Here is an 18,484-nt window from a genome sequence, read left to right on the forward strand (position 1 = left end):
AAATGATTGCTGAAGCTCCTCCTGAAATTGCTGACCAAAAAGTTCGTGTAAGAAAGGAATTGAGGAACCATAAATTGCTTTTGGTATTCTTGCCCAGTAAACAGGGGTTGCGCAGAATTTAGATAAATCAGTTAGTAAATGTTAGAAAGTTTAGTGGGACATTTTGATAATCCGAAAGTACTAAAAAAATGAGAAGCAAATGGAATTAACATAGATATGGTTTATAATATGGCTTGTCAATAAAATGCAAATACTGATCAAATAATTTAATAAAAGTATTAACTAGACATTCTAATACATCCATATTCTCTAACATAAGAAACCTAGCAAGGTCGTGTTCCCTTAATTCGGTAGCAAAAGCAAAAATGAATTTTCGATTTAGAAACTGCCTAGAAATAGTTAACCCATTATAAAATCCATAGGAGACCCTTGCACACATGGTATTTTTCTCTTTACCATTTAAATGGGTTATTTGTTCCCAAGGGATAAGTATAAAATTACTTGTTTCTGTGACTCGTCTAAGTGGATCATTCAAAATAAGTTTTTCTGTATTATAGATATCCATCCAATGTTCATGTGTGCAAAATCGGTAAGATATCTGATTCTCAATACCCAGAAAATATAAATAATCGCAGCCTAACTTCTTCAAGGTATGAAAGGCCTGATAGAATTGGAGTTCAAATTTTTCGGGGAAGCTGCTATGAGGGTTTTTTGATTTTGAATACAACTGTAAGTCCATACTGCTAATTAAATACATCCAGTGTTATAATAATGTACTCAAACTTTACTGGGATGTAAATGAAAAAAGCTCCTCTTATCTCGGCATTTTTAGGGACAATTATAGAGATTTATGATTTTACCGTATTTCCCTTTCTGATTCCGATTTTAGTTGAAGTCTTTTCTCAAGAATACCCGGGTGGAGTGAGTGGAGTTGCCCCTATAAAACCGAACCACCTAACTCACCGCTAATAAGCTCCTGATATATTCCCTGGGAGCCATCATTTTTAAGCCCTTATGAGGCGCAACTTCGTTGTAATCGTCAAACCATTCAGGAAGCTTTTTCATAACAGTCTGCGCATCATCAAGATCAAAAAAAGCGACATAATCTCGTTTAAACGTTTTAACAAACGCTTCTGCCATACCATTGCTTTCAGGGCTATATGCTGGTGTTGTCCTCACATCAAAGCCCAGGTTTCTTGCAAAAGAAACAGTGTCCCTTGCCACATAACAAGGGCCATTGTCAGTTAACCACTGTATCTGTTTGGGCATGTATTCTGCTGCACCAAACCGATACTCTACACTTTCTAGCAATAAGTCCCTGATTGCTTCTCCATCAATGCCCACTGTCGAGGCAATATAGCCTAATACTTCTCTGTCACAAGTATCCATTGCAAAAGCGACATGAACTCTATCACCGTTAGCGCACTGTATGGTAAAACAGTCTGAACACCAACGAGTGTTGCTATGCAATGTAATGACTTTCCCATCATGTACTCGTGTTTGTTTTTTGCCATACGCCGGCAGTAATAATTGATTTTGCTTCATAATACGATAGACACGTTTATGATTGACGCAGGCAAGACCTGTCTTTTTTAACTCATGATTAAGAAGCGTTGTAACCCTACGATAGCCATAGCTACTCCGTTTATCCGTTATTTCACGAATGTAAGGCAGTAGTTCCTGATCACGTATTTTAACCGTTTGTTTTCTGGAGTGTTCCATATTTTTCAACCTCTGCGTTAAGTGGGAGCGAGAAACCTGCAGTGCCCTGGCAACTGCTCTTATTCGAAATCGCTTATCCCGTACAAGGGTTGTCGCGAGATCAGTTTTTTTTCTCGACCCAGCTTAACTGCTTCACGCAGAATCTCATTTTCCAATGTCTTTTGTCCCAGAACTTGCTCAAGTTGCTTAATACGTTTTTTCAACGCCTTGGCTTCACTTTCAGGGATGACTTCTTCTTCTGTTTTAACGCTGGTCAATGCACCATTCTCCATTATTTTTCGCCAGTAAAATAGTTGACTGGGGGGAATACCGTGTTTGCGTGCAATAAAGGATACTGTTACGCCTGTTTGGTAGGTTTCATGAACTATTTGTTGTTTTTCGTAAGCTGTCCAACGTTTTCGCTTACGACTGGAGTGAATTATTTCGCTACATTCTATTGTTGTTATAGTCATATTACTAGTCCTATTCCTAGTCGTTAATTTAAAACTAGGTGGACCGGTTTATTTGGGGGGCATTACAGTGAGTATAAATTTTACTGTTCTGGCTTATATAGTTAGCTATTTGATAAAACCCATTGGTGCAATTAGCTGTGGCTATTTGATAGATCAATTTGGGCAAAAGAAGATAATGTTGTACACGACATTATTAATGACTATTGCTACCTTATCAATTGGTCTATTACCTACTCGCTGGCTATGCGCCAGTTATGGTTCCCTTTTAATTGTTTGCCGGGTAATGCAGGGCTTATCGATATCAGGCGAATTTTCATCAGCGATGATTTTTGCTGTTGAGCATGGGAAAATCAAGCCGGCCTTGTTTGGAAGCTTGGCCTTTGTCGGGGGTTGTATTGGGATTGTGTTTGCCAATTTGGCAGCCTTTATCCTTTTATATATGGTACCTCCTGAAAGGATCATTCAATTCGCATGGAGAATTCCCTTTCTATTTGGGGCGTTTGGTTGCTTAGCTGTTTTGTTTATCCGAAATAGCATGAAAGGCGCGGTGAGGCAGTCGCGCTCATTGTCTGTAAATTATTGGAATCTGGTGAAAACACATAAACGGGAATTAATTGAAGCGTTTGTAATCTCAAGTTTATCTGCCTCAGCCTTTTATATTACCTTTGTTTTCTTGCCGACATTTTTAACGTCACTATTAAATGTGCATTCTCATAAAGAATCAATTCTGATCACTCTCTTATCGCTAGTCATCTATTTATTGCTTTTGCCATTTGGAGGAATGTTGGCTGATAGGATTGGTATCCGAAAACAAATAAGAGTCGCATCTATCCTTTATTTGCTGTTTTCATATGTAGTATTTGCATTATTGCCACAGCTGAGTATTACCAGCTGCATTGTAACGTTAGCGCTGTTTGCAATAGTACAGGCATTACTCAACTCAGCGCTTCCGGCATTTCTTGTCATACAGTTTCCAAAAGAACAACGGGGTAAGGCTCTCGCTATTTCTTATAACATCAGCCTGGCATTATTTGCAGGGCTAATGCCTTACTGGATGATATCATCAAACGATCAAGTTAATCCGGGTATCCCAATAACAATTTGTGCAGCTCTAAGTTTGTTAATTCTTAATCATGAAAGGAAAAGCTATGGTTATCTACGAAGTAAATTTGGCTATCGATTCTGATATATATCCACAATACCAAGAATGGTTAAAGAAACATGCAGAGGAAATGGTTCAGTTACCGGGTTTCATTAAGGCCAAGATTCTAAAGCCAGAAGAATCGGTAAGTGGTCAAGAGAAATTGACAGTACAATACCAATTAGAGAGCAGGGCAGCATTAGATCAGTATTTTACTGATTTCGCACCTAAGATGCGGGGGGATGGACTTGCACGATTTGAGGGTAAGTTTTCTGCTGAAAGGAAAATATTTGAAGTACGGCATAGTATGAAAAAATAATTATACCCAAATAGTGTATCTATATTGAAATTATACGCAAGTGCGTATAGTATAGACTTACATCTGGTTAAGTCTTCTTATATAAGGATACAACATGGAAAAAAGGGTTTTTAAAGAGGCGGAAGCAGCAAGTTATATCTGCATGAGTCGATCTTTTCTTTCTCAAGATAGGGCTTATGGAACATTAGCTAACCGCACGCCCGGTCCGAAATATATTAAAATAGGTCGTTCAATTCGCTATTTAAAAGAAGATTTGGATTCTTGGTTAGATCTACATAAAAAGTCATAAACCTCATTAATGAGTATCACTCATCCCTAATAATGAGTGATACATTTTCATGAGCGACCAAAATAATTAAAGCGTAATTCCGCAGCTTTTTGTTCAATCTGTGTGACAGAACTTTTAAGATCCTGAGTTGAGAGTGCCTCGAGTAATTGTTGGAATAATGGCTGTAATTCCTCAATTATGATGGTCTTGTCCTTTTTGACCTGCTGAAATTCTCTCTCATTTTCTCGGTAATTAGTAAAGACTTTTTTGTGTCGCTCAAGTGATCTACTTAATTCATCAGGGCTACAGCTTGTACTGATACAATTCAATAATTGATGCAGTGCAATGATAAGGGTTTTAGAAGAACTGTCTGGTATTTGATTTGCCATTAATGGTTTTAATTTGTATTTAAATAAACTTTTATCTACTCCTTGAAGTGAATTTATTTTTTGTTTCAAATTCGCCTGTAAAGAGAAGTTGCTATTAGGAATTAAAAATAAGTTATCTTGATGAATCGATTGAGCCATCAAAATTATATCCCTCAGTCTAAGAATGCTTTTTTGATATTCATTTGAAGGACATAGGGGAGAAGTCTCTAATTTCCTTAGGGTACTTTGCCGACTAACTATATAATTGTTAATCTCCTCTAAAAGTAATTCCTCATTTCCATTATCTACTCCAGTGAAAACAAAAAGAATAGATGGGTTGCCTTTTATTTTAGAAGCATCTAAAAATTTAGTTAGTTGCCCCAGTAACGTATCAAACGGTGCTGCTCTATCAACACATAAGGCATTGACGTCAACTGTAATCACAATACCTGAGATTCCTTGAGGCATCTTAGTTGCTAAAATTGTATTGAGTAAGAATAAAAATCGCTCTGGCGTATTATTTTTTTCTTCCACTCCGCTGATCTCGCAAGCCCATCGGCTTTCTTCCATAAATTTAGTCAACCTAGGCAAATAACTATCAACAGTAAATTTCTCTTCTAAGGCCTCGTCAATATCTGATTGAGTATTTGTATTGGGGAAGGAGGTTGTTATTACTGGCAGATGTTGAATAAACTTCGTTTTTCCTGAACCGCTGCTGCCTAAGATTAATAATGTTTCTTTCGTGGACAGAGATTCAGCAAAGGCAATTGATTTTACTAATTGACCAGCAAATACATCTATATCAATTTGTGGGGTTGATGAAAGAGACTGTTTCTTAATCCATTTGTGGCTAAACATGAAAACTCTGAAGAAGGGAAATTATACAATTCTAATTGATTTCATTTTGTACAGCAACCGGTAAGCTACAATTTGTATTGCATACGCTAGCATGGTTATGCAACTGCAATTTATACTTATCAATTAAATTGCACCCTATATGCACCCTGTAAAAGTTTATGCTTGGGCGGGAAATAAGGTAACCCATTGATTTTATTGGTCGGAGTGACAGGAATTGAACCTGCGACCCCTGCCTCCCGAAGGCAGTGCTCTACCAGTCTGAGCTACACTCCGTTTATTTTAATGATTTCGATTGATTGCAAATTCGGCTAATTCCACCAGGGCTGTTTTGTACTGGGATGCTGGCAAAATATCCAGTGCAGAAAGCGCATGGTTGACCTCTTCTGCTGCACATTGCTTTGTGTAGGCAATGGACTCGGTTTCTTCGATTATCTCTAATATAGCTTCCAGCTTATCGCGATTGCCTGTTTGCAGGCTTTCTCTGATAATTTGCTGTTGTTCCGGATTTGAATGCTCCAGTGCATGTAATAATGGCATGGTTGCCTTTCCATCTGCAAGATCATCGCCAATATTTTTGCCGATGGTTTTACTGTCTGCACAGTAATCCAGGGCGTCATCGATGAGCTGAAAGGCGTTTCCTAAATGAAGTCCATAAGCATAAAGCGCCTTTTCCAAAGGTTCACCGGCATTGCTGAGGATAGCGCCAATCGATGCGGCTGCGGCGAATAACAGGGCTGTTTTTGCGCGGATCACATCATAATAGTCTTTTACGGTGAGTGAGGAATTATGCTTGTTGACCAGCTGCTTGACTTCACCGCAGCTTATTTGATGAGAGGTGTCAGCCAAAAGGTGAAGCACTGACCAGTTGTGCACGTTTACCATCAATTGGACGGACTGGGTGAAGAGATAATCCCCTACGAGAATACTGGCTTTACTGCCCCAGATTTCATTGGCAGTTTCTCTTCCGCGTCTCAGGGTGGATTCATCAACCACATCATCATGTAATAAGGTTGCCGTGTGAAAATATTCAATCATAGCCGCCAGCGGGATATGATCCCGGCCTTCATATCCACAGGCGCGGCTCGCTAATAACAATAGAAGAGGACGTAAGCGTTTGCCGCCGCTCTGGACAATATAGTGCGACAAGTCTTCAATTAATCCGACCTGTGACTGGATTTTATCAATAATTAATGAATTAACGGCTTCAAAGTCTTCGCTGACTAATGCCCTCAAACGATTAACCGTCATAATCTGCCCCTGCGCTTGTTATGCTCGCATGCTAAGTCGGGTCAGCGATAATGTCAAGTTTGAAGAGGATGGCAACAGAAGTGCCATGCCATAAACATGCCTGCTCTTTGCGGTATTGAAAATATAAATAGTCTAAACTCAAAATATAAAGTTGAGTCAGGATAACCGTAATGACAAAAAATGATCCGCAATCAATTTGGATGATTAGCAATATTAGCGACGATAAATTTTTACCGTTCAAGGTGGAAATCGTGGGGCAGATTAATGAGCTTCCCAAGCAATCACCCTATGCCATTGTAATGTCTAAAAAAGAGCGGCAGGAGTGGATTGCCTTGTTGCGCGAACTCCGTTCGATTCCGACTTATAGGTATACACCTATTTTTTATCATGGAGACATTGACGAGTCTCTTCAAGACTTATTTGATGGTTCGGCTGACGATGAATTATTGACTAAAGCGCATGCGATTCATCAGCGTTTAAAAAAAATTCCGGGGAATGTGCTTTTGTCAGAAGAGAAAGAGGTAATGCTCAGTACCTATCTTTACACACGTCCTGAATTAAAATTAAGAGGTCAGATTAGTTATCAAAATCCTTATGTCTATTATTTTCCATTAATTACTCTGTTTTCTTCTCCAGAGGAGAAAAGGGATGACTGGGAATTTCTCGAGGATTTGGTCTTAAGGGATATTCTTTCTCAGCATAATTTGATTGATGAAATCAAGATTTGCAGTTTCTGTAGTTCCGGTCTGTTAAATTTAAAAAATTCCTGCCCCAGCTGCCATTCGATTCGTATTAAATTACAGAATTTTGTTCATTGTTATACTTGCGGCAAAATAGGGCCTGTTCCAGAGTTTCTTCGCCGGGAGCGATTGATTTGCAGCCGATGTAATACCAAGCTCGAAGAATTGGGTGTGGATTATGATAAGCCTGTCGAAGATAAAATGTGCATGGATTGTGGTCACTTTTTTGCTGAAGCGGAAGTGAATATGATGTGTCTGGTTTGTCAGCGTCTTTTTTTTATTGACGAATTGAAAACACGATTTTTGTACGACTATTCACTAACCAGGAGAGCTGAATATCTGGTACAAGGCATAGAAAAGGAAATTTATCACAATTTTCACCAGTTTTTTAATGTCATTGACTATATCGTTTTTATGGCGATTGTATCCTGGCAAGCCAAACTGGCAGAACGTTATAACACCTGGTATTTCAGTATAATGACCTTGCGCATTCTCAATGAAGATCAATTACTGCATGAGAAAGGGATTGTTAATACCGAGCGGGCTATGGGACAATTTTTTAAAAAATTGCGCCAAATCTTTCGCGAAAGTGATTTATCCTCCAGGATGGAAGGTACTATGTTTTTTCTGTTGCCAATGACAGACCGAGAGGGTTGTCTGGCTTTAATCGATCGTATTCGCCAGTATCTCTCACAGGAAATGGGCTCGGAAATTAAAGAGCTGGCTTTAGGGTTGAGTTATCTGACCTCCTCTGAAATGATAAGCGGGCAGATGGAGGGAGAGCTGATAACGACTGAATTACTGGCGAGGCTCAATGATAGCAGCTCTCACTTGCTCAGTTCTGGAAAATGAGCCGTCTTCAGCGCTTGATTTTTTTTAATTGAGATTGTCTGTAATTATCCACCAGGGAAAGCTGGCGAATATCCAGTAAGTTGATAATGCCAATCATCGTGGAATTATTAATTCGCCCCTTTTTTCGCAACTGCCTTAGCTCTTTGCGAGCGCCTTCCAGGGCTGCCAGCCGTAAAGATTCTTCAAAATCAAGTGCTTTCAGACTCGCCATTTTCTCTGTTTCTCCGCCGACACTGGAAGAAACGAATTGACTCAGGGAAGCGGTAAGTGTTTTGCCCACTTGTGTACACAAATTGAGTTCTTCTTCATTTAAGTTTTCGGCCAGTTGAGCCAATTCCTGTTCTATAGCATGAATACCAGCCTGAGCGGCAGCGATTCGTGCCTGAAATTCTTCATCATCTGGCGATTCAATAATTAGAGAACGCAGGCTAGGAATAATGAGAGGCAGTACTATGGCACTCAATAACAGGGAACAGAGTACGACACCCACGACCACGCTGATTAAAAGATCCCTCATGGGGAAGGGTGAGCCGTCAGGCATCCAGGTAGGTAATGAAAGGATTGCTGCTAAAGCGATAGCTCCGCGAATACCGCCAAATGCTATGGCGGTTACAATTTTCAAATTGGGGATTTTCCACTCTGCCTGTTTTCGTCTCGCTATCATTGCTTCAAAAGGCAAGGTCAGATAAATCCAGAGTGCCCTAAGCGCAATCAGAGAGCAGGTAATCAATGCAATAATCAGGAAGCAATTGGACAGGCTGGTTCCGGTATAGGCAATGATTTGAAAGGAGTTGGGTAAATACAAACCCAGTAAAATGAAAATGATGCCATTTAAAGTAGTCTCAAGCATACCCCAGACAAAGCGGCCTTCAATACGCATGATAGCCATTGTCTTATCCAGAAAACCGGCCTGATCGAGCGTAAAGCCGGCAGCAACTGCGGCAATAATGCCTGAGCACCCTAAATGCTCGGCGGCAAGATAGGCTGCGTAAGGCAAAAGTAAAAGCAGCAGGTTTTCGGTGGTCGTTTCACTGGCGTTTCGACGGCTTAACTGTCCAAGTGCAGCAATGAATAAATAGGTCAGCAGAATCCCAATGATAATTCCTCCTAATCCCACCAGAAGCAGACTGATAGTGGCATTAGTAAAGGAAAAGAAACCGGTCAGCATCGCGGTAACTGAAAATTTAAAAGAAACAAGACCAGAGGCATCATTTAATAATGCCTCGCCTTGCAGAATATGCCGCAAACGCTCTGGCATTCCGGTTTTGCTTGTCATTGATTTTAAAGAAACCGCGTCAGTAGGCGATAAAGCTGCGGCCAATGCGAAGCAGGCTGCTAAAGGGATTGAGGGTTCAAGCCAGTGAAGCAAATACCCCATGCCGGCGACTGTAAAAAATACGAGCCCGATAGAGAGCATAATAATTGGCCGGGTATTGGAAAAGAACTCTCTTTTGGGAAAATGCCAGCTGTCACTGAATAACAATGGGGGTATGAACAACAGCATGAACAGTTCAGGGTTAAAGCCAATGTAAAAGTTGGGGGAGAGGCTGCTGGCAATCGCTCCCAGAGCAATTTGTACCAGAGGCGAGGGTAATGACGGTAATAGTCGGGAAACCACGCCCGAAATAACCAGGATAAATAATAGAACAAGACAGGTGAACATGCTTTCCATTCTTACTCCTGGTATGGATTAAATTGAGCTTAGTCTATCATAAAATAATTTCTCCGGCTGAAATAGTTTTATAAACTGGCGGCTGCTCCGGTTATTTTGTACTAAACTTAAAGGTGAGAACAATTAAGGACAAATGATAGTTCTGTCCAGATCCGCCGTTCAATTCAATAAATCAAAATGATCTTGTAAATAAAAATTCATAATTAGGAGATGAGTATGAAAAGGATGATAGCATTTCTATTCGCCGCGATGGCATTTTCTCTGCATGCCAACACAGGCAGCACTACGAATTCCACCACAACAACCGGCACCGATGCAACCAGCACGACAAACACGGGCACCTCCACTACAACAGGTACAGGCAGCACGGGAACAGGAACTAATGGAACCGATTCCACGACAGGAACTACAGGAACGGGTACTGACGCCAATACTACAACCAATCCTGGGACCGATAATACCGGCACAGGCACAACCAATCCTGGAACCAATAATACCGGAACTGGAACAGGTACAACCAATCCTGGAACTGACAGCACAGGAACAGGTACAGATACAACAAATCCTGGAACAGGTAGTACTGGGACAGGAAGTGGCAGTTCAAGTGGTTCTTCTTATTAGTTCCTGATGAAAGGAGCCAGTTTAATTTCCCGCCAGGCGGGAAATTTTCTGGGGCAGCAAAAGAGAAATCAAGTATTTATAAAAAATGAAACACGCAGGGTATTGCCGCTCTGTAAACCTGCTTTTAATTCCGTGTCTCAGAGCCTGTAATTTCAACATTCAAAGCTTGTGGCCCCCTTGCGGTGTGCTCAGCAACGAAGGTCACTTCCGAGCCTTCTATCAGAGTGCGAAAACCCGTACACTGAATCTCTCGAAAATGAACGAAATAATCCTCATTATTGGCCATAATAAATCCATAACCTTTCTTGGCATTAAACCATTTAACCTTTCCTTTAATTTTATCTGTCATAAAATTTACTCCGTTAATTGTACAGTAGCGTTTGTCATGGTTAGCGCGATTTAAGGGAAAACGAGTATTATTTATCATCTCTTGTTTGTATTTATTTATAAATAGTGGAATTTACAGGATTTATTAGTGGTTTTCCTTAGCATCAGAATGTATTTTATTTGTTTGCTGCTATTAAATATTGTCTATAATGTTTTATAAAGCGTCTAATCAAGGATAGATAATGAAAGACACTGAACAGGTTACTTTTCCCTATAATCTGCAGGAAATACGAAACGAAGCAAGAAATAGCCTACAGGACGGTGCGGTGACCTGTGACTATCCGCTTGATTTAACGCAGGCCTGCAAGTTGTTAAATGATGCCTTGGCGACAGAAATCTTATGTGTGCTGCGCTATCGACACCATCAGATAATTGCCAAAGGCATTGATTACATCCAGGTGGCTGCGGAATTTGAAGAGCATGCGCAGCAGGAAGAGCATCATATGCTGATGATTGCTGAGCGAATTAATCAGCTGGGAGGTGACCCGGATTTTAATCCTGCCAACATCCTTTCACGTTCTGCTACAGAGTTCGGTTCCAGTACCGATTTGCGCGGTATGATTGAGGATGATCTGGTTGCTGAGCGAATTGCGATTATGGTCTATCGCAAATTAATCGCCTGGTTTGGGCAGGAAGATCCCACCACACGACGCATGCTGGAAGTGATTCTGGAGGAAGAAGAGGATCATGCTAATGATCTGGCAGACTTGCTTGCCTTAACTCACTAGCGCTGAGCCGACTGCGCTGCGCTTATTCAAGAACAACATCGGACAAGCGAGGCGCAGATTTTTCTCTCTCCAGAATGCTGGCAAGTTTTTGATCGATAGAGTCCAGATTAAACTCAAAACAAGCAAACACTAATACTGTGGTCAGGATATTTTGAGCCAGGCAGCTCTCAGTTATTTCAGGCAGGTAAATGCGGCATTTGATTTTGTTGCCTTTCCTAACGATTAGGAAGTGGTCCTCAAGATAAGCGGACAGTCCATTTTGTTGGCAGTGTTCGTTGATTCTTAAATTATCGGCATTTAGACTGAATAATGCCACTGGGCAATCAGGAATTGTTCGCATGGAATAAACCAGATCATTGTCTGCATTTAAAATGCAGTAGCCCTTAGAGTGGACGCTGCGGAGTATGGCTTCTTTGGCTCGTGCAAAAGCTGAGCTTTCTTCTGCAACATTCATTACGATGCCGATATCACAGTGATCAAAAGCCAGACCGAAATCATAGATGCTTTCGGCATCGCATTCAAAAACCGCAAAGTTTACGGCCGGATCCCTTAATACTGCTCTCGCCTGATTAAATGGCTTGTCATTGGTGAGGGTAATTGGCTGTCCAGCGATACAGGCTCCGTTAACAGATGTAAATCCACTTGAAAAATCGTATTTATCCGCCATTGATGCGATTAATTGGGCCAGTCCCGGTTGCCCCTTGACACCGGTTAAAGCAACAATGGGAATGCGTGAAGATTGATGAGGCGGATAGAGCATATCAATAACAGATGCTGCAATATGTTTTACAAAAGGATACTGATCAATGCGAGGAGCGGCGTTCACTTGAAAGATTGCTTTGCTGGTTTCATTAAGTGGTAAACGAATATCTTCACTCACTATAACTACTTCACATAAGTGGAGATGCATTAGTCTCGCAACACGTTCCGCAAGGAAGACAAAGGAGGTATGGGTCTGGGCCGTAACCTCCATCGAGGTCATTTCATTATCGTCTTTGCTATCGGTGATTGGCTGATTCTGTTTGATCACCGCGGCTAGTTTGAAATTAATGACTAAAAAGATAAAGTTGTGACCCTTGACGCTCGAGCTTTGAATAACTGGTATACCCTGAGAAGCCAGAATTTTTTTTGCTGCTGTCTCATCATAAGCATTATCAACACCGATACTGCTATTCTGAGAGCCCAGGGTTGCGCAAAGAAGCCTTTGATTGCATCCTTGTCCAAGCCGATAGAAAGGTTCATTATCAAGCCGATAATAAGGAATATTTCTTTTCTCTGCTTCTTTTAAAATAGAAAGAATACCTGGGGCTGGACTGGCAAGTAGTCGGATTTGTTTCAGATAGGACAGATCGTTTTCCAGACATAGATACGGCTTGCAGAGCGCCAGACACTCGACGATAGAGACTGCAGTTTTAGCCGCGTATAAACCTGCTTCCTCTAATTCATAACTGAAAATAATCTGGTACACGCCCCTGCTGGCAATATATTGCGTTCTGCCGAAACTGCAGGTCATGCCGGCCAGAGATTGTAATTCAAGAGCGACTTGCTCAATGACGCTGCTTAAGGGGATACCTCTTCGCAGTCTTTGCAAAAATCCCCCCTCGCAACTATCCGAAGAGGGATTTTCTGCCAGAGAAGGGAATAATCTTTCCAAGGCGTCAGTAAACCCCTGAAGTGAGTTACTTGGACGCGTCTCGTAGTTTAACAAGTCCAGTTCGAGGACTATTAAACGGGTATGTGTAGTTGACCAGTAATTTGGCCCCTGTAAAGCATTTAGTTTCAAAATTTCCATTTTAACTAGAGCTCTCCTTGTCTCTAACAAATGTTTAATTTCTCATCGCATTTTCAAATTCAGGCCGGGTTAATAATTTCTACTTCGCATGCTTTCAATCCCTTATCTTCCTTACAAGGAGAAAAACTCACTTCAGCTCCTTCAGTCAATGTTCTGAATCCTGTCGCTTGAATATTACGAAAATGCACAAAATAGTCTTGCCCCTCAGCATGGATAAATCCAAAACCTTTTTTGGGATCAAACCATTTTACCTTACCTGTTAATCGTTCAGTCATTCTATTTCCTCAATGCCTTGAATTCTAAAGAAGAACTGAAACGATAACCTGTTCTTATCAATCAAAAAATACAGGTTTTTATCTTTGCGCTAATGGTTAACCACTATGTATAATCAAACGAGCGGTATCATGACTTTGAAAATAGAGCCTTTATTCTCTCCCTTACTTTCAGCGTCCATAAAGCCGCTGTGTAATTTGACCAGATAGGCAGAAAATGCAAGGCCGATTCCCATTCCCTCTTTAGCCTTTATGCCATTGTCCTCATTGAATAGTCGAAGAATTCTTGTTAATTGTTCTTTTTTCATACCCACGCCATGATCCTCGAACACGATCTGGGCATAACTCTTTTTATTTAAAACCAAATGCTCTGTTTTGATCAATAACTCTCCGCTTTCAAAACTGAATTTAATTGCATTGGCCAGCAAATTACAAAAAACCTGTTTAATCTGAAACGAGTCCGCGCGGATTATGAGCGGGTGCGGCGTCAGACATTTCTTAACTTGCAGGTTTCTGTTTTGTACCAGCGAAATTACTGATTGCAGGGATTTGTTAAGAATGGAATTGACATCAGTGAACTCAAATTCCATGGGTGTTTTATTTAAAAGCACTTCGGAAATATGAATAAGATTATCAATAATCTTATTTTGTCTAAGTGCACTTTCTTCAATAAAATTTAAACCGGTTTTTAACTTATCCGGAGGAGATGAGGTTGTTTTAAGTAATTGGGCCCAAGTCAAAATTGAAGTTAGCGGTGAGCGAAGATCATGAGAAAGAGCGGCTAAAAAAAGCTTTTTGGCATAACCTTCCTCGGTTGCCGTGGTTTTATAAAGACTGGAGAGACTTTCAATTTCACGTTGCTGTAATAAATTGCCGGTATGATAAGCAATTAACTCAAGACAGGAGATGCTCATATCATTCGGTTTCTGAGTATGCGGCCAATAAATTAAAAGATTGCCCAAGGCGGTTTTTGCTGAGCTTAACAAAGGAATGAGTATAAGGCGGTTTGCAATACCCTCTGTGAGCAGGGGATTATCAATATAGAAACTATTCTGGATTCTTTCAGCTTTTTGACTTAAGCGCAAAATGGAAGCGGGATTAACGCTCAGGTTTTCACCCACTTCTACAAGCACCTGATGAGTATCCGCATCCTGCAGGCTCAATTGGACATAAGACACTTTGAACAGCTGGATAATAAGTGCCAGATGCTCCTGGAGAAGAGAGTAGAGGTTTTTGTTACTTGTGCTTTGCACAGACAACTGATGTAAGCAACGCATCATTTGCTCAGCATCAGGAATGGAATTAGTTTTTTCAGCGTTACCCATGACCATAACTTTCAATATTAAATCACCTTGATAATGGCTCAAACGAAATATCTTTTATACGCGAGCCCGCGCTAAAAATGAATTGTCAAGCGATATTAATCTCTTTAAGATACGCAATAATTGATGATTCAGGAAGTCAAATCAATGCATAAATCGAATTTTTGCGTCTATCTGGTAGAAGATGATCTTTCCATCAGCAGAGCGCTTATGGCCTTGTTTGAATCGGTGCAAATTGAGGTGGTTTGTTACAATGATCCCTATCTTTTTCTGGAAGCTTTTCAAAGAGGCGAGATTCAGAATGGCTGTATCATTCTGGATGTACGGCTTCCAAACATGGGGGGATTGGAGTTACAGGAGAGTTTGACGCAAAGCAAAAATTTACTGCCTGTTATTTTTATTACTGCGCATGGTGATATTGAAATGGCTGTAAGAGCCATGAAAATTGGCGCGTTCGATTTCATCCCCAAGCCATTTAACAACCAGCAACTGCTGGCTGCTGTGCAGAAGTCATTTGCTGCTATTCCCTTGTGTAATACGGTCACCCGATTTAAAGACGATATGATGAAATTAACGCCTCGGGAAAAAGAAGTTTTGGAATATGTTATTAATGGCAAAATGAACAAAGAGATCGGCTACACCCTCAATATTGCGCTTTCCACAGTAGAAATTCATCGGGCGAATATCATGAGGAAACTGGGAATGAAGAATCTTGCGGAGCTAATTAATTATTACTTAATGACCCGTCAGGTCAATAATAATTATCTGGCAGGTTCTTATAATGCGGTAAGCAGCTAGGCAGAGACGCCATGATTAAATATGAAATCAGCGTGGAAATCCATCCGGATATATTCGATAAATACATGGTATGGCTCAACACGCATGTCGGTAAATTACTTGATATTGAAGGTTTTCTAAAAGCCGAAGTATTGACCTGCATCGAAACAGAAGCGGTTACATGGAAAAAAATCAAGGTCGACTATTATGTGAAAAACTATCTGGCCTATCAGTCCTATCTGGAAAATCAGGCAGCAGCAATGCGCAGTGAAGTACCTGATGATTTTAAAGGACTTTATAGTGTAGAGCGGAAAATTTATGAAATTAGTGAGGTAATTAATCATTAATTGAAGTATTCCGGTCCTTATGCGTTCCACCTTCCTACGTGCCTCGGCTTGTCCGAGGCATCCAGCTTGAAGCGTGTATACAGGCATTTCTGGATACCGCGAACAAGTCGCGGTACGTAGGGTAGAAGGGCCGGAGAATGTTTCCTGAGCTCTGTTGATCCTGAAGAGAAAGCTATTTCGTATCGATAGATAGCTACAGGTATCAGACATTAAATCTAAAATGCATCACATCGCCATCGCGAACAATATAGTCTTTGCCTTCCAACCGCAGTTTACCGGCTTCCTTCGCACCTTGCTCGCCACGATTCTGAATAAAATCTTCATAAGCAATCACTTCCGCGCGAATAAAGCCTTTTTCAAAATCGGTGTGAATAACGCCGGCTGCCTGTGGTGCTGTCGCTCCTTTCGCCACTGTCCAGGCACGGACTTCTTTAACGCCAGCAGTGAAATAGGTTTGCAAGCCCAGTAAGTCATAGCCTGCACGAATTACCCGATTCAAGCCAGGCTCGGAAATACCGAGTTCATTCATGTATTCAAGACGCTCTTCATCATCCAAATCAATCAGATCTGATTCGGTTGATGCACATAGAGCAACCACTTTGGCATTTTCGCTGGCGGCCAGCTCTTTGACCTTATCAAGATAAGGATTATTTTCCTGACCTTCATCGCTTACATTGGCAATATAGAGCACCGGCTTGGCTGTTAACAGGAAGAGCCGTTTGATAATTTGCTCTTCTTCATTGGTTAATGCCAGGGTTCTTACCGGGGTTCCCTCATCGAGATGGGTTTTAATTTTCTCAAGAGTCTGTTTTTCAAAAAGCGCTTCCTTATTGCCGCTCCTGCTGTTTTTTGCGGATTTCATGATGGCTTTATCGACGGTTTCCATATCGGCAAGCGCCAGCTCCGTATTAATGATTTCAATGTCAGACAGCGGATCTACACGCCCGTCAACATGAATTACATCGGAATTATCAAAACAGCGGACCACATGGGCAATTGCGTCTGTCTCACGAATATTGGCCAGGAATTGATTTCCAAGCCCTTCTCCTTTGGCAGCGCCCTTAACTAATCCTGCGATATCAACAAACTGCATGGTCGTCGGCAGGGTTTGCTGAGGTTTTACAATAGCACTAAGCGCATCAAGGCGGGGATCGGGAACGGTTACAATGCCCACATTAGGTTCTATGGTACAGAAAGGATAGTTAGCTGCTTCAATTCCTGCCTTGGTCAGCGCGTTGAATAATGTCGATTTGCCGACATTGGGTAAGCCGACGATACCGCATTTAAATCCCATAGTAACCTCACTTCAAAATCAATGAAACTCATCAGTCGATGAGTTATTATCCATTAATGACATTCATTGCCGCAGCAATATTGCCGTCAATAATGGTCGGTGCAGCCTGGATAGCCCGATCAATTGCTTCCAGAATTAATTGCTTGTCATTCTGCGATGGTTTACCCAGCACATAATTAAGCACCAAATCTTTGTGGCCTGGGTGATCAATTCCCACTCGCAGACGATGAAACGCCTGGCTGCCAAGATGAGCGATAATATCGCGCAAGCCATTATGTCCGCCATGTCCTCCACCCGATTTCAGCTTAATTCGGCCCGCAGGCAAATCAAGCTCATCATGAACAACCAGAATCTCTTCAGGTTTTATACGATAAAACTGGGCAACTTCCCGCACTGGGAGACCGCTGTTATTCATAAAGGTTAGTGGAAGGAGGAGTCGGCAGCGACCATCCAACGTTGCCAGCTCAGCGTTTAATTTCTTTTCAGTTTTGAAAGCCAAATCAAAATGTTGTGCTAAAGCTTCCACGAACCAGGCGCCGGCATTATGTCGAGTAGGCACATAGGCCGAACCCGGGTTGCGAAGGCCAATTATTAGTTTAATAGTCATAAAATAAGCAAAATCAGGGAAGAGGCGGGCTCGCCTCTTCCAAAACAAATTTATTCTGCTGCTTCTGCGGATTCACCTTCTTCCGCATCGCCTGCACTGCCTCGGGGAGCATGAATGCTGACTACTGGATGATTGTGAGTGCCGTCTGCCAGGTCAACAGTAAGTTGAACGCCTTTAGGCAATTTCAGGTCAGATAAATGAATTACCTGGTCCATTACCATGCTGGACAAATCCACTTCAATAAATTCAGGTAAATCTTTAGCCTGGCAACGAACTTCAACTTGGGTCATCGTGTGGTTGACAATACCGCCGGCTTTAACTGCTTTGCATTGCTGTTCGTTTGTGAAGTGAACAGGAACGTGTTTAATCAGTACATCTTTAGCAGAAACACGTTGTAAATCCATATGCAGAACAATAGGCTTGTAGGGATGACGTTGCAAATCCTTCAGAATAACGTGCTCAACCTTGCCATCCACTTTCAGATCAAAAATACTTGAATAAATACTTTCCTGTTCAAGTGCCTTGATCACTTTATTATGTAATAAATGGATTGTTTGTGGTTTTTTGTCGCCGCCGTAAAGAATGGCGGGAACTTTATTTTCAAGACGACGCAGGCGGCGGCTCGCACCTTTTCCCATATCAGTTCTTGATTCGGCTTCCAGTAAAATAGGCATTAAAAAATCTCCAAATAAAATAA

Annotated in this window: 20 protein-coding genes and 1 tRNA gene; 8 read left to right on the forward strand and 13 right to left on the reverse strand. The window is 41.3% G+C overall.

Annotated elements, in window-relative coordinates; genetic code table 11:
• Positions 1–205: 205 nt before the first annotated feature.
• Positions 206–757, reverse strand: coding sequence for an autoinducer binding domain-containing protein (locus DYH61_RS15970; protein WP_083499252.1), 552 nt, complete (start codon positions 755–757; stop codon positions 206–208).
• A 197-nt stretch (positions 758–954) separates the two neighbouring features.
• A protein-coding gene (locus DYH61_RS02965; protein ID WP_420812639.1) for an IS3 family transposase occupies positions 955–2,174 on the reverse strand; the annotation gives its coding sequence in 2 pieces (ribosomal slippage) (positions 955–1,835 and positions 1,835–2,174; 1,221 coding nt in all).
• A 67-nt stretch (positions 2,175–2,241) separates the two neighbouring features.
• On the opposite strand from DYH61_RS02965, the gene DYH61_RS02970 reads away from it, so the two are divergent.
• The 3 genes from DYH61_RS02970 (at position 2,242) to DYH61_RS02980 (ending at position 3,923) form a co-directional block, all read left to right on the forward strand.
• Entirely contained in the window at positions 2,242–3,360 is a 1,119-nt protein-coding gene (locus DYH61_RS02970; protein WP_160037284.1) for an MFS transporter, read from the forward strand.
• Complete coding sequence (locus tag DYH61_RS02975) at positions 3,323–3,634, forward strand: DUF4286 family protein (protein WP_058506357.1); 312 nt, start codon at positions 3,323–3,325, stop codon at positions 3,632–3,634. The genes DYH61_RS02970 and DYH61_RS02975 overlap by 38 nt, the downstream gene beginning before the upstream one ends.
• 94 nt (positions 3,635–3,728) lie before the next feature.
• Positions 3,729–3,923, forward strand: a complete 195-nt coding sequence (locus DYH61_RS02980) for a hypothetical protein (protein ID WP_058506358.1) — start codon at positions 3,729–3,731, stop codon at positions 3,921–3,923.
• A gap of 47 nt (positions 3,924–3,970) precedes the next feature.
• Here the strand turns inward: DYH61_RS02980 and DYH61_RS02985 are convergent, their stop codons facing one another.
• The 3 genes from DYH61_RS02985 to DYH61_RS02995 all read right to left on the reverse strand — a co-directional run bounded on the left by DYH61_RS02985 (position 3,971) and on the right by DYH61_RS02995 (position 6,376).
• Complete coding sequence (locus tag DYH61_RS02985) at positions 3,971–5,128, reverse strand: hypothetical protein (protein ID WP_058506359.1); 1,158 nt, start codon at positions 5,126–5,128, stop codon at positions 3,971–3,973.
• Between the two features lie 196 nt (positions 5,129–5,324).
• Positions 5,325–5,401 (reverse strand) — tRNA-Pro (locus tag DYH61_RS02990).
• A gap of 6 nt (positions 5,402–5,407) precedes the next feature.
• On the reverse strand, positions 5,408–6,376 hold the full coding sequence (locus tag DYH61_RS02995) for a polyprenyl synthetase family protein (protein WP_058506360.1): 969 nt from the start codon (positions 6,374–6,376) through the stop codon (positions 5,408–5,410).
• Positions 6,377–6,546: 170 nt separating this feature from the next.
• Here DYH61_RS02995 and DYH61_RS03000 point away from each other — a divergent pair, with 170 nt between their 5' ends.
• Positions 6,547–7,968 (forward strand): TackOD1 domain-containing metal-binding protein, encoded by a 1,422-nt coding sequence (locus tag DYH61_RS03000; protein WP_058506361.1) that lies wholly within the window; start codon positions 6,547–6,549, stop codon positions 7,966–7,968.
• A 7-nt stretch (positions 7,969–7,975) separates the two neighbouring features.
• On the opposite strand, the gene DYH61_RS03005 is transcribed toward DYH61_RS03000, so the two are convergent.
• On the reverse strand, positions 7,976–9,640 hold the full coding sequence (locus DYH61_RS03005) for a Na+/H+ antiporter (protein WP_058506362.1): 1,665 nt from the start codon (positions 9,638–9,640) through the stop codon (positions 7,976–7,978).
• Between the two features lie 216 nt (positions 9,641–9,856).
• Here DYH61_RS03005 and DYH61_RS03010 point away from each other — a divergent pair, with 216 nt between their 5' ends.
• Entirely contained in the window at positions 9,857–10,261 is a 405-nt protein-coding gene (locus DYH61_RS03010) for a hypothetical protein (protein WP_133129122.1), read from the forward strand.
• 124 nt (positions 10,262–10,385) lie between these two features.
• Here DYH61_RS03010 and DYH61_RS03015 read toward each other — a convergent pair whose 3' ends face one another.
• Positions 10,386–10,610, reverse strand: a complete 225-nt coding sequence (locus DYH61_RS03015) for a cold-shock protein (RefSeq protein ID WP_058506364.1) — start codon at positions 10,608–10,610, stop codon at positions 10,386–10,388.
• Between the two features lie 220 nt (positions 10,611–10,830).
• On the opposite strand from DYH61_RS03015, the gene DYH61_RS03020 reads away from it, so the two are divergent.
• A complete protein-coding gene (locus DYH61_RS03020) occupies positions 10,831–11,376 on the forward strand; it encodes a ferritin-like domain-containing protein (RefSeq protein WP_058506365.1) in 546 nt (181 codons plus the stop codon).
• A 22-nt stretch (positions 11,377–11,398) separates the two neighbouring features.
• Here the strand turns inward: DYH61_RS03020 and DYH61_RS03025 are convergent, their stop codons facing one another.
• The 3 genes from DYH61_RS03025 to DYH61_RS03035 all read right to left on the reverse strand — a co-directional run bounded on the left by DYH61_RS03025 (position 11,399) and on the right by DYH61_RS03035 (position 14,771).
• Positions 11,399–13,168, reverse strand: a complete 1,770-nt coding sequence (locus DYH61_RS03025) for a cyanophycin synthetase family protein (RefSeq protein ID WP_058506366.1) — start codon at positions 13,166–13,168, stop codon at positions 11,399–11,401.
• A 59-nt stretch (positions 13,169–13,227) separates the two neighbouring features.
• Positions 13,228–13,443, reverse strand: a complete 216-nt coding sequence (locus DYH61_RS03030) for a cold-shock protein (RefSeq protein ID WP_058506367.1) — start codon at positions 13,441–13,443, stop codon at positions 13,228–13,230.
• Between the two features lie 113 nt (positions 13,444–13,556).
• On the reverse strand, positions 13,557–14,771 hold the full coding sequence (locus DYH61_RS03035; RefSeq protein ID WP_234999842.1) for a sensor histidine kinase: 1,215 nt from the start codon (positions 14,769–14,771) through the stop codon (positions 13,557–13,559).
• Positions 14,772–14,909: 138 nt separating this feature from the next.
• Between DYH61_RS03035 and DYH61_RS03040 the strand changes: the two genes are divergently transcribed.
• Positions 14,910–15,560: a response regulator transcription factor gene (locus tag DYH61_RS03040; protein WP_065236126.1), complete on the forward strand. Its 651-nt coding sequence runs from the start codon at positions 14,910–14,912 to the stop codon at positions 15,558–15,560.
• Positions 15,561–15,571: 11 nt separating this feature from the next.
• Entirely contained in the window at positions 15,572–15,886 is a 315-nt protein-coding gene (locus DYH61_RS03045; protein WP_058506370.1) for a DUF4286 family protein, read from the forward strand.
• Between the two features lie 202 nt (positions 15,887–16,088).
• Here the strand turns inward: DYH61_RS03045 and ychF are convergent, their stop codons facing one another.
• The 3 genes from ychF to DYH61_RS03060 are packed head-to-tail and all read right to left on the reverse strand — an operon-like array spanning position 16,089 to position 18,461.
• Positions 16,089–17,180 carry a redox-regulated ATPase YchF gene (gene ychF / locus DYH61_RS03050; protein ID WP_058506371.1) on the reverse strand — a complete coding sequence of 364 codons (1,092 nt, stop codon included), beginning with the start codon at positions 17,178–17,180 and terminating at the stop codon, positions 16,089–16,091.
• 46 nt (positions 17,181–17,226) lie between these two features.
• The gene (gene pth, locus DYH61_RS03055) at positions 17,227–17,787 is read right to left on the reverse strand and encodes an aminoacyl-tRNA hydrolase (protein WP_058506372.1); all 561 of its coding nucleotides are present in this window, start codon (positions 17,785–17,787) and stop codon (positions 17,227–17,229) included.
• 50 nt (positions 17,788–17,837) lie between these two features.
• A complete protein-coding gene (locus DYH61_RS03060; protein ID WP_058506373.1) occupies positions 17,838–18,461 on the reverse strand; it encodes a 50S ribosomal protein L25/general stress protein Ctc in 624 nt (207 codons plus the stop codon).
• Positions 18,462–18,484: the final 23 nt, after the last annotated feature.

It is taken from the genome of Legionella quinlivanii, assembly GCF_900461555.1.
Lineage (GTDB): Bacteria > Pseudomonadota > Gammaproteobacteria > Legionellales > Legionellaceae > Legionella_C > Legionella_C quinlivanii.

What these genes read in the sequence shown, in the direction of transcription:
- pth (WP_058506372.1), bottom strand. Translation starts at nt 17,787, where the DNA reads ATGACTATTAAACTAATAATTGGCCTTCGCAACCCGGGTTCGGCCTAT.
- DYH61_RS03045 (WP_058506370.1), top strand. Translation starts at nt 15,572, where the DNA reads ATGATTAAATATGAAATCAGCGTGGAAATCCATCCGGATATATTCGAT.
- DYH61_RS03020 (WP_058506365.1), top strand. Translation starts at nt 10,831, where the DNA reads ATGAAAGACACTGAACAGGTTACTTTTCCCTATAATCTGCAGGAAATA.
- DYH61_RS03015 (WP_058506364.1), bottom strand. Translation starts at nt 10,610, where the DNA reads ATGACAGATAAAATTAAAGGAAAGGTTAAATGGTTTAATGCCAAGAAA.
- DYH61_RS03030 (WP_058506367.1), bottom strand. Translation starts at nt 13,443, where the DNA reads ATGACTGAACGATTAACAGGTAAGGTAAAATGGTTTGATCCCAAAAAA.
- DYH61_RS02980 (WP_058506358.1), top strand. Translation starts at nt 3,729, where the DNA reads ATGGAAAAAAGGGTTTTTAAAGAGGCGGAAGCAGCAAGTTATATCTGC.
- DYH61_RS03040 (WP_065236126.1), top strand. Translation starts at nt 14,910, where the DNA reads ATGCATAAATCGAATTTTTGCGTCTATCTGGTAGAAGATGATCTTTCC.
- DYH61_RS03000 (WP_058506361.1), top strand. Translation starts at nt 6,547, where the DNA reads ATGACAAAAAATGATCCGCAATCAATTTGGATGATTAGCAATATTAGC.
- DYH61_RS02985 (WP_058506359.1), bottom strand. Translation starts at nt 5,128, where the DNA reads ATGTTTAGCCACAAATGGATTAAGAAACAGTCTCTTTCATCAACCCCA.
- DYH61_RS03010 (WP_133129122.1), top strand. Translation starts at nt 9,857, where the DNA reads ATGAAAAGGATGATAGCATTTCTATTCGCCGCGATGGCATTTTCTCTG.
- DYH61_RS15970 (WP_083499252.1), bottom strand. Translation starts at nt 757, where the DNA reads ATGTATTTAATTAGCAGTATGGACTTACAGTTGTATTCAAAATCAAAA.
- DYH61_RS02975 (WP_058506357.1), top strand. Translation starts at nt 3,323, where the DNA reads ATGGTTATCTACGAAGTAAATTTGGCTATCGATTCTGATATATATCCA.
- ychF (WP_058506371.1), bottom strand. Translation starts at nt 17,180, where the DNA reads ATGGGATTTAAATGCGGTATCGTCGGCTTACCCAATGTCGGCAAATCG.
- DYH61_RS03005 (WP_058506362.1), bottom strand. Translation starts at nt 9,640, where the DNA reads ATGGAAAGCATGTTCACCTGTCTTGTTCTATTATTTATCCTGGTTATT.
- DYH61_RS03060 (WP_058506373.1), bottom strand. Translation starts at nt 18,461, where the DNA reads ATGCCTATTTTACTGGAAGCCGAATCAAGAACTGATATGGGAAAAGGT.
- DYH61_RS03025 (WP_058506366.1), bottom strand. Translation starts at nt 13,168, where the DNA reads ATGGAAATTTTGAAACTAAATGCTTTACAGGGGCCAAATTACTGGTCA.
- DYH61_RS02995 (WP_058506360.1), bottom strand. Translation starts at nt 6,376, where the DNA reads ATGACGGTTAATCGTTTGAGGGCATTAGTCAGCGAAGACTTTGAAGCC.
- DYH61_RS03035 (WP_234999842.1), bottom strand. Translation starts at nt 14,771, where the DNA reads ATGGTCATGGGTAACGCTGAAAAAACTAATTCCATTCCTGATGCTGAG.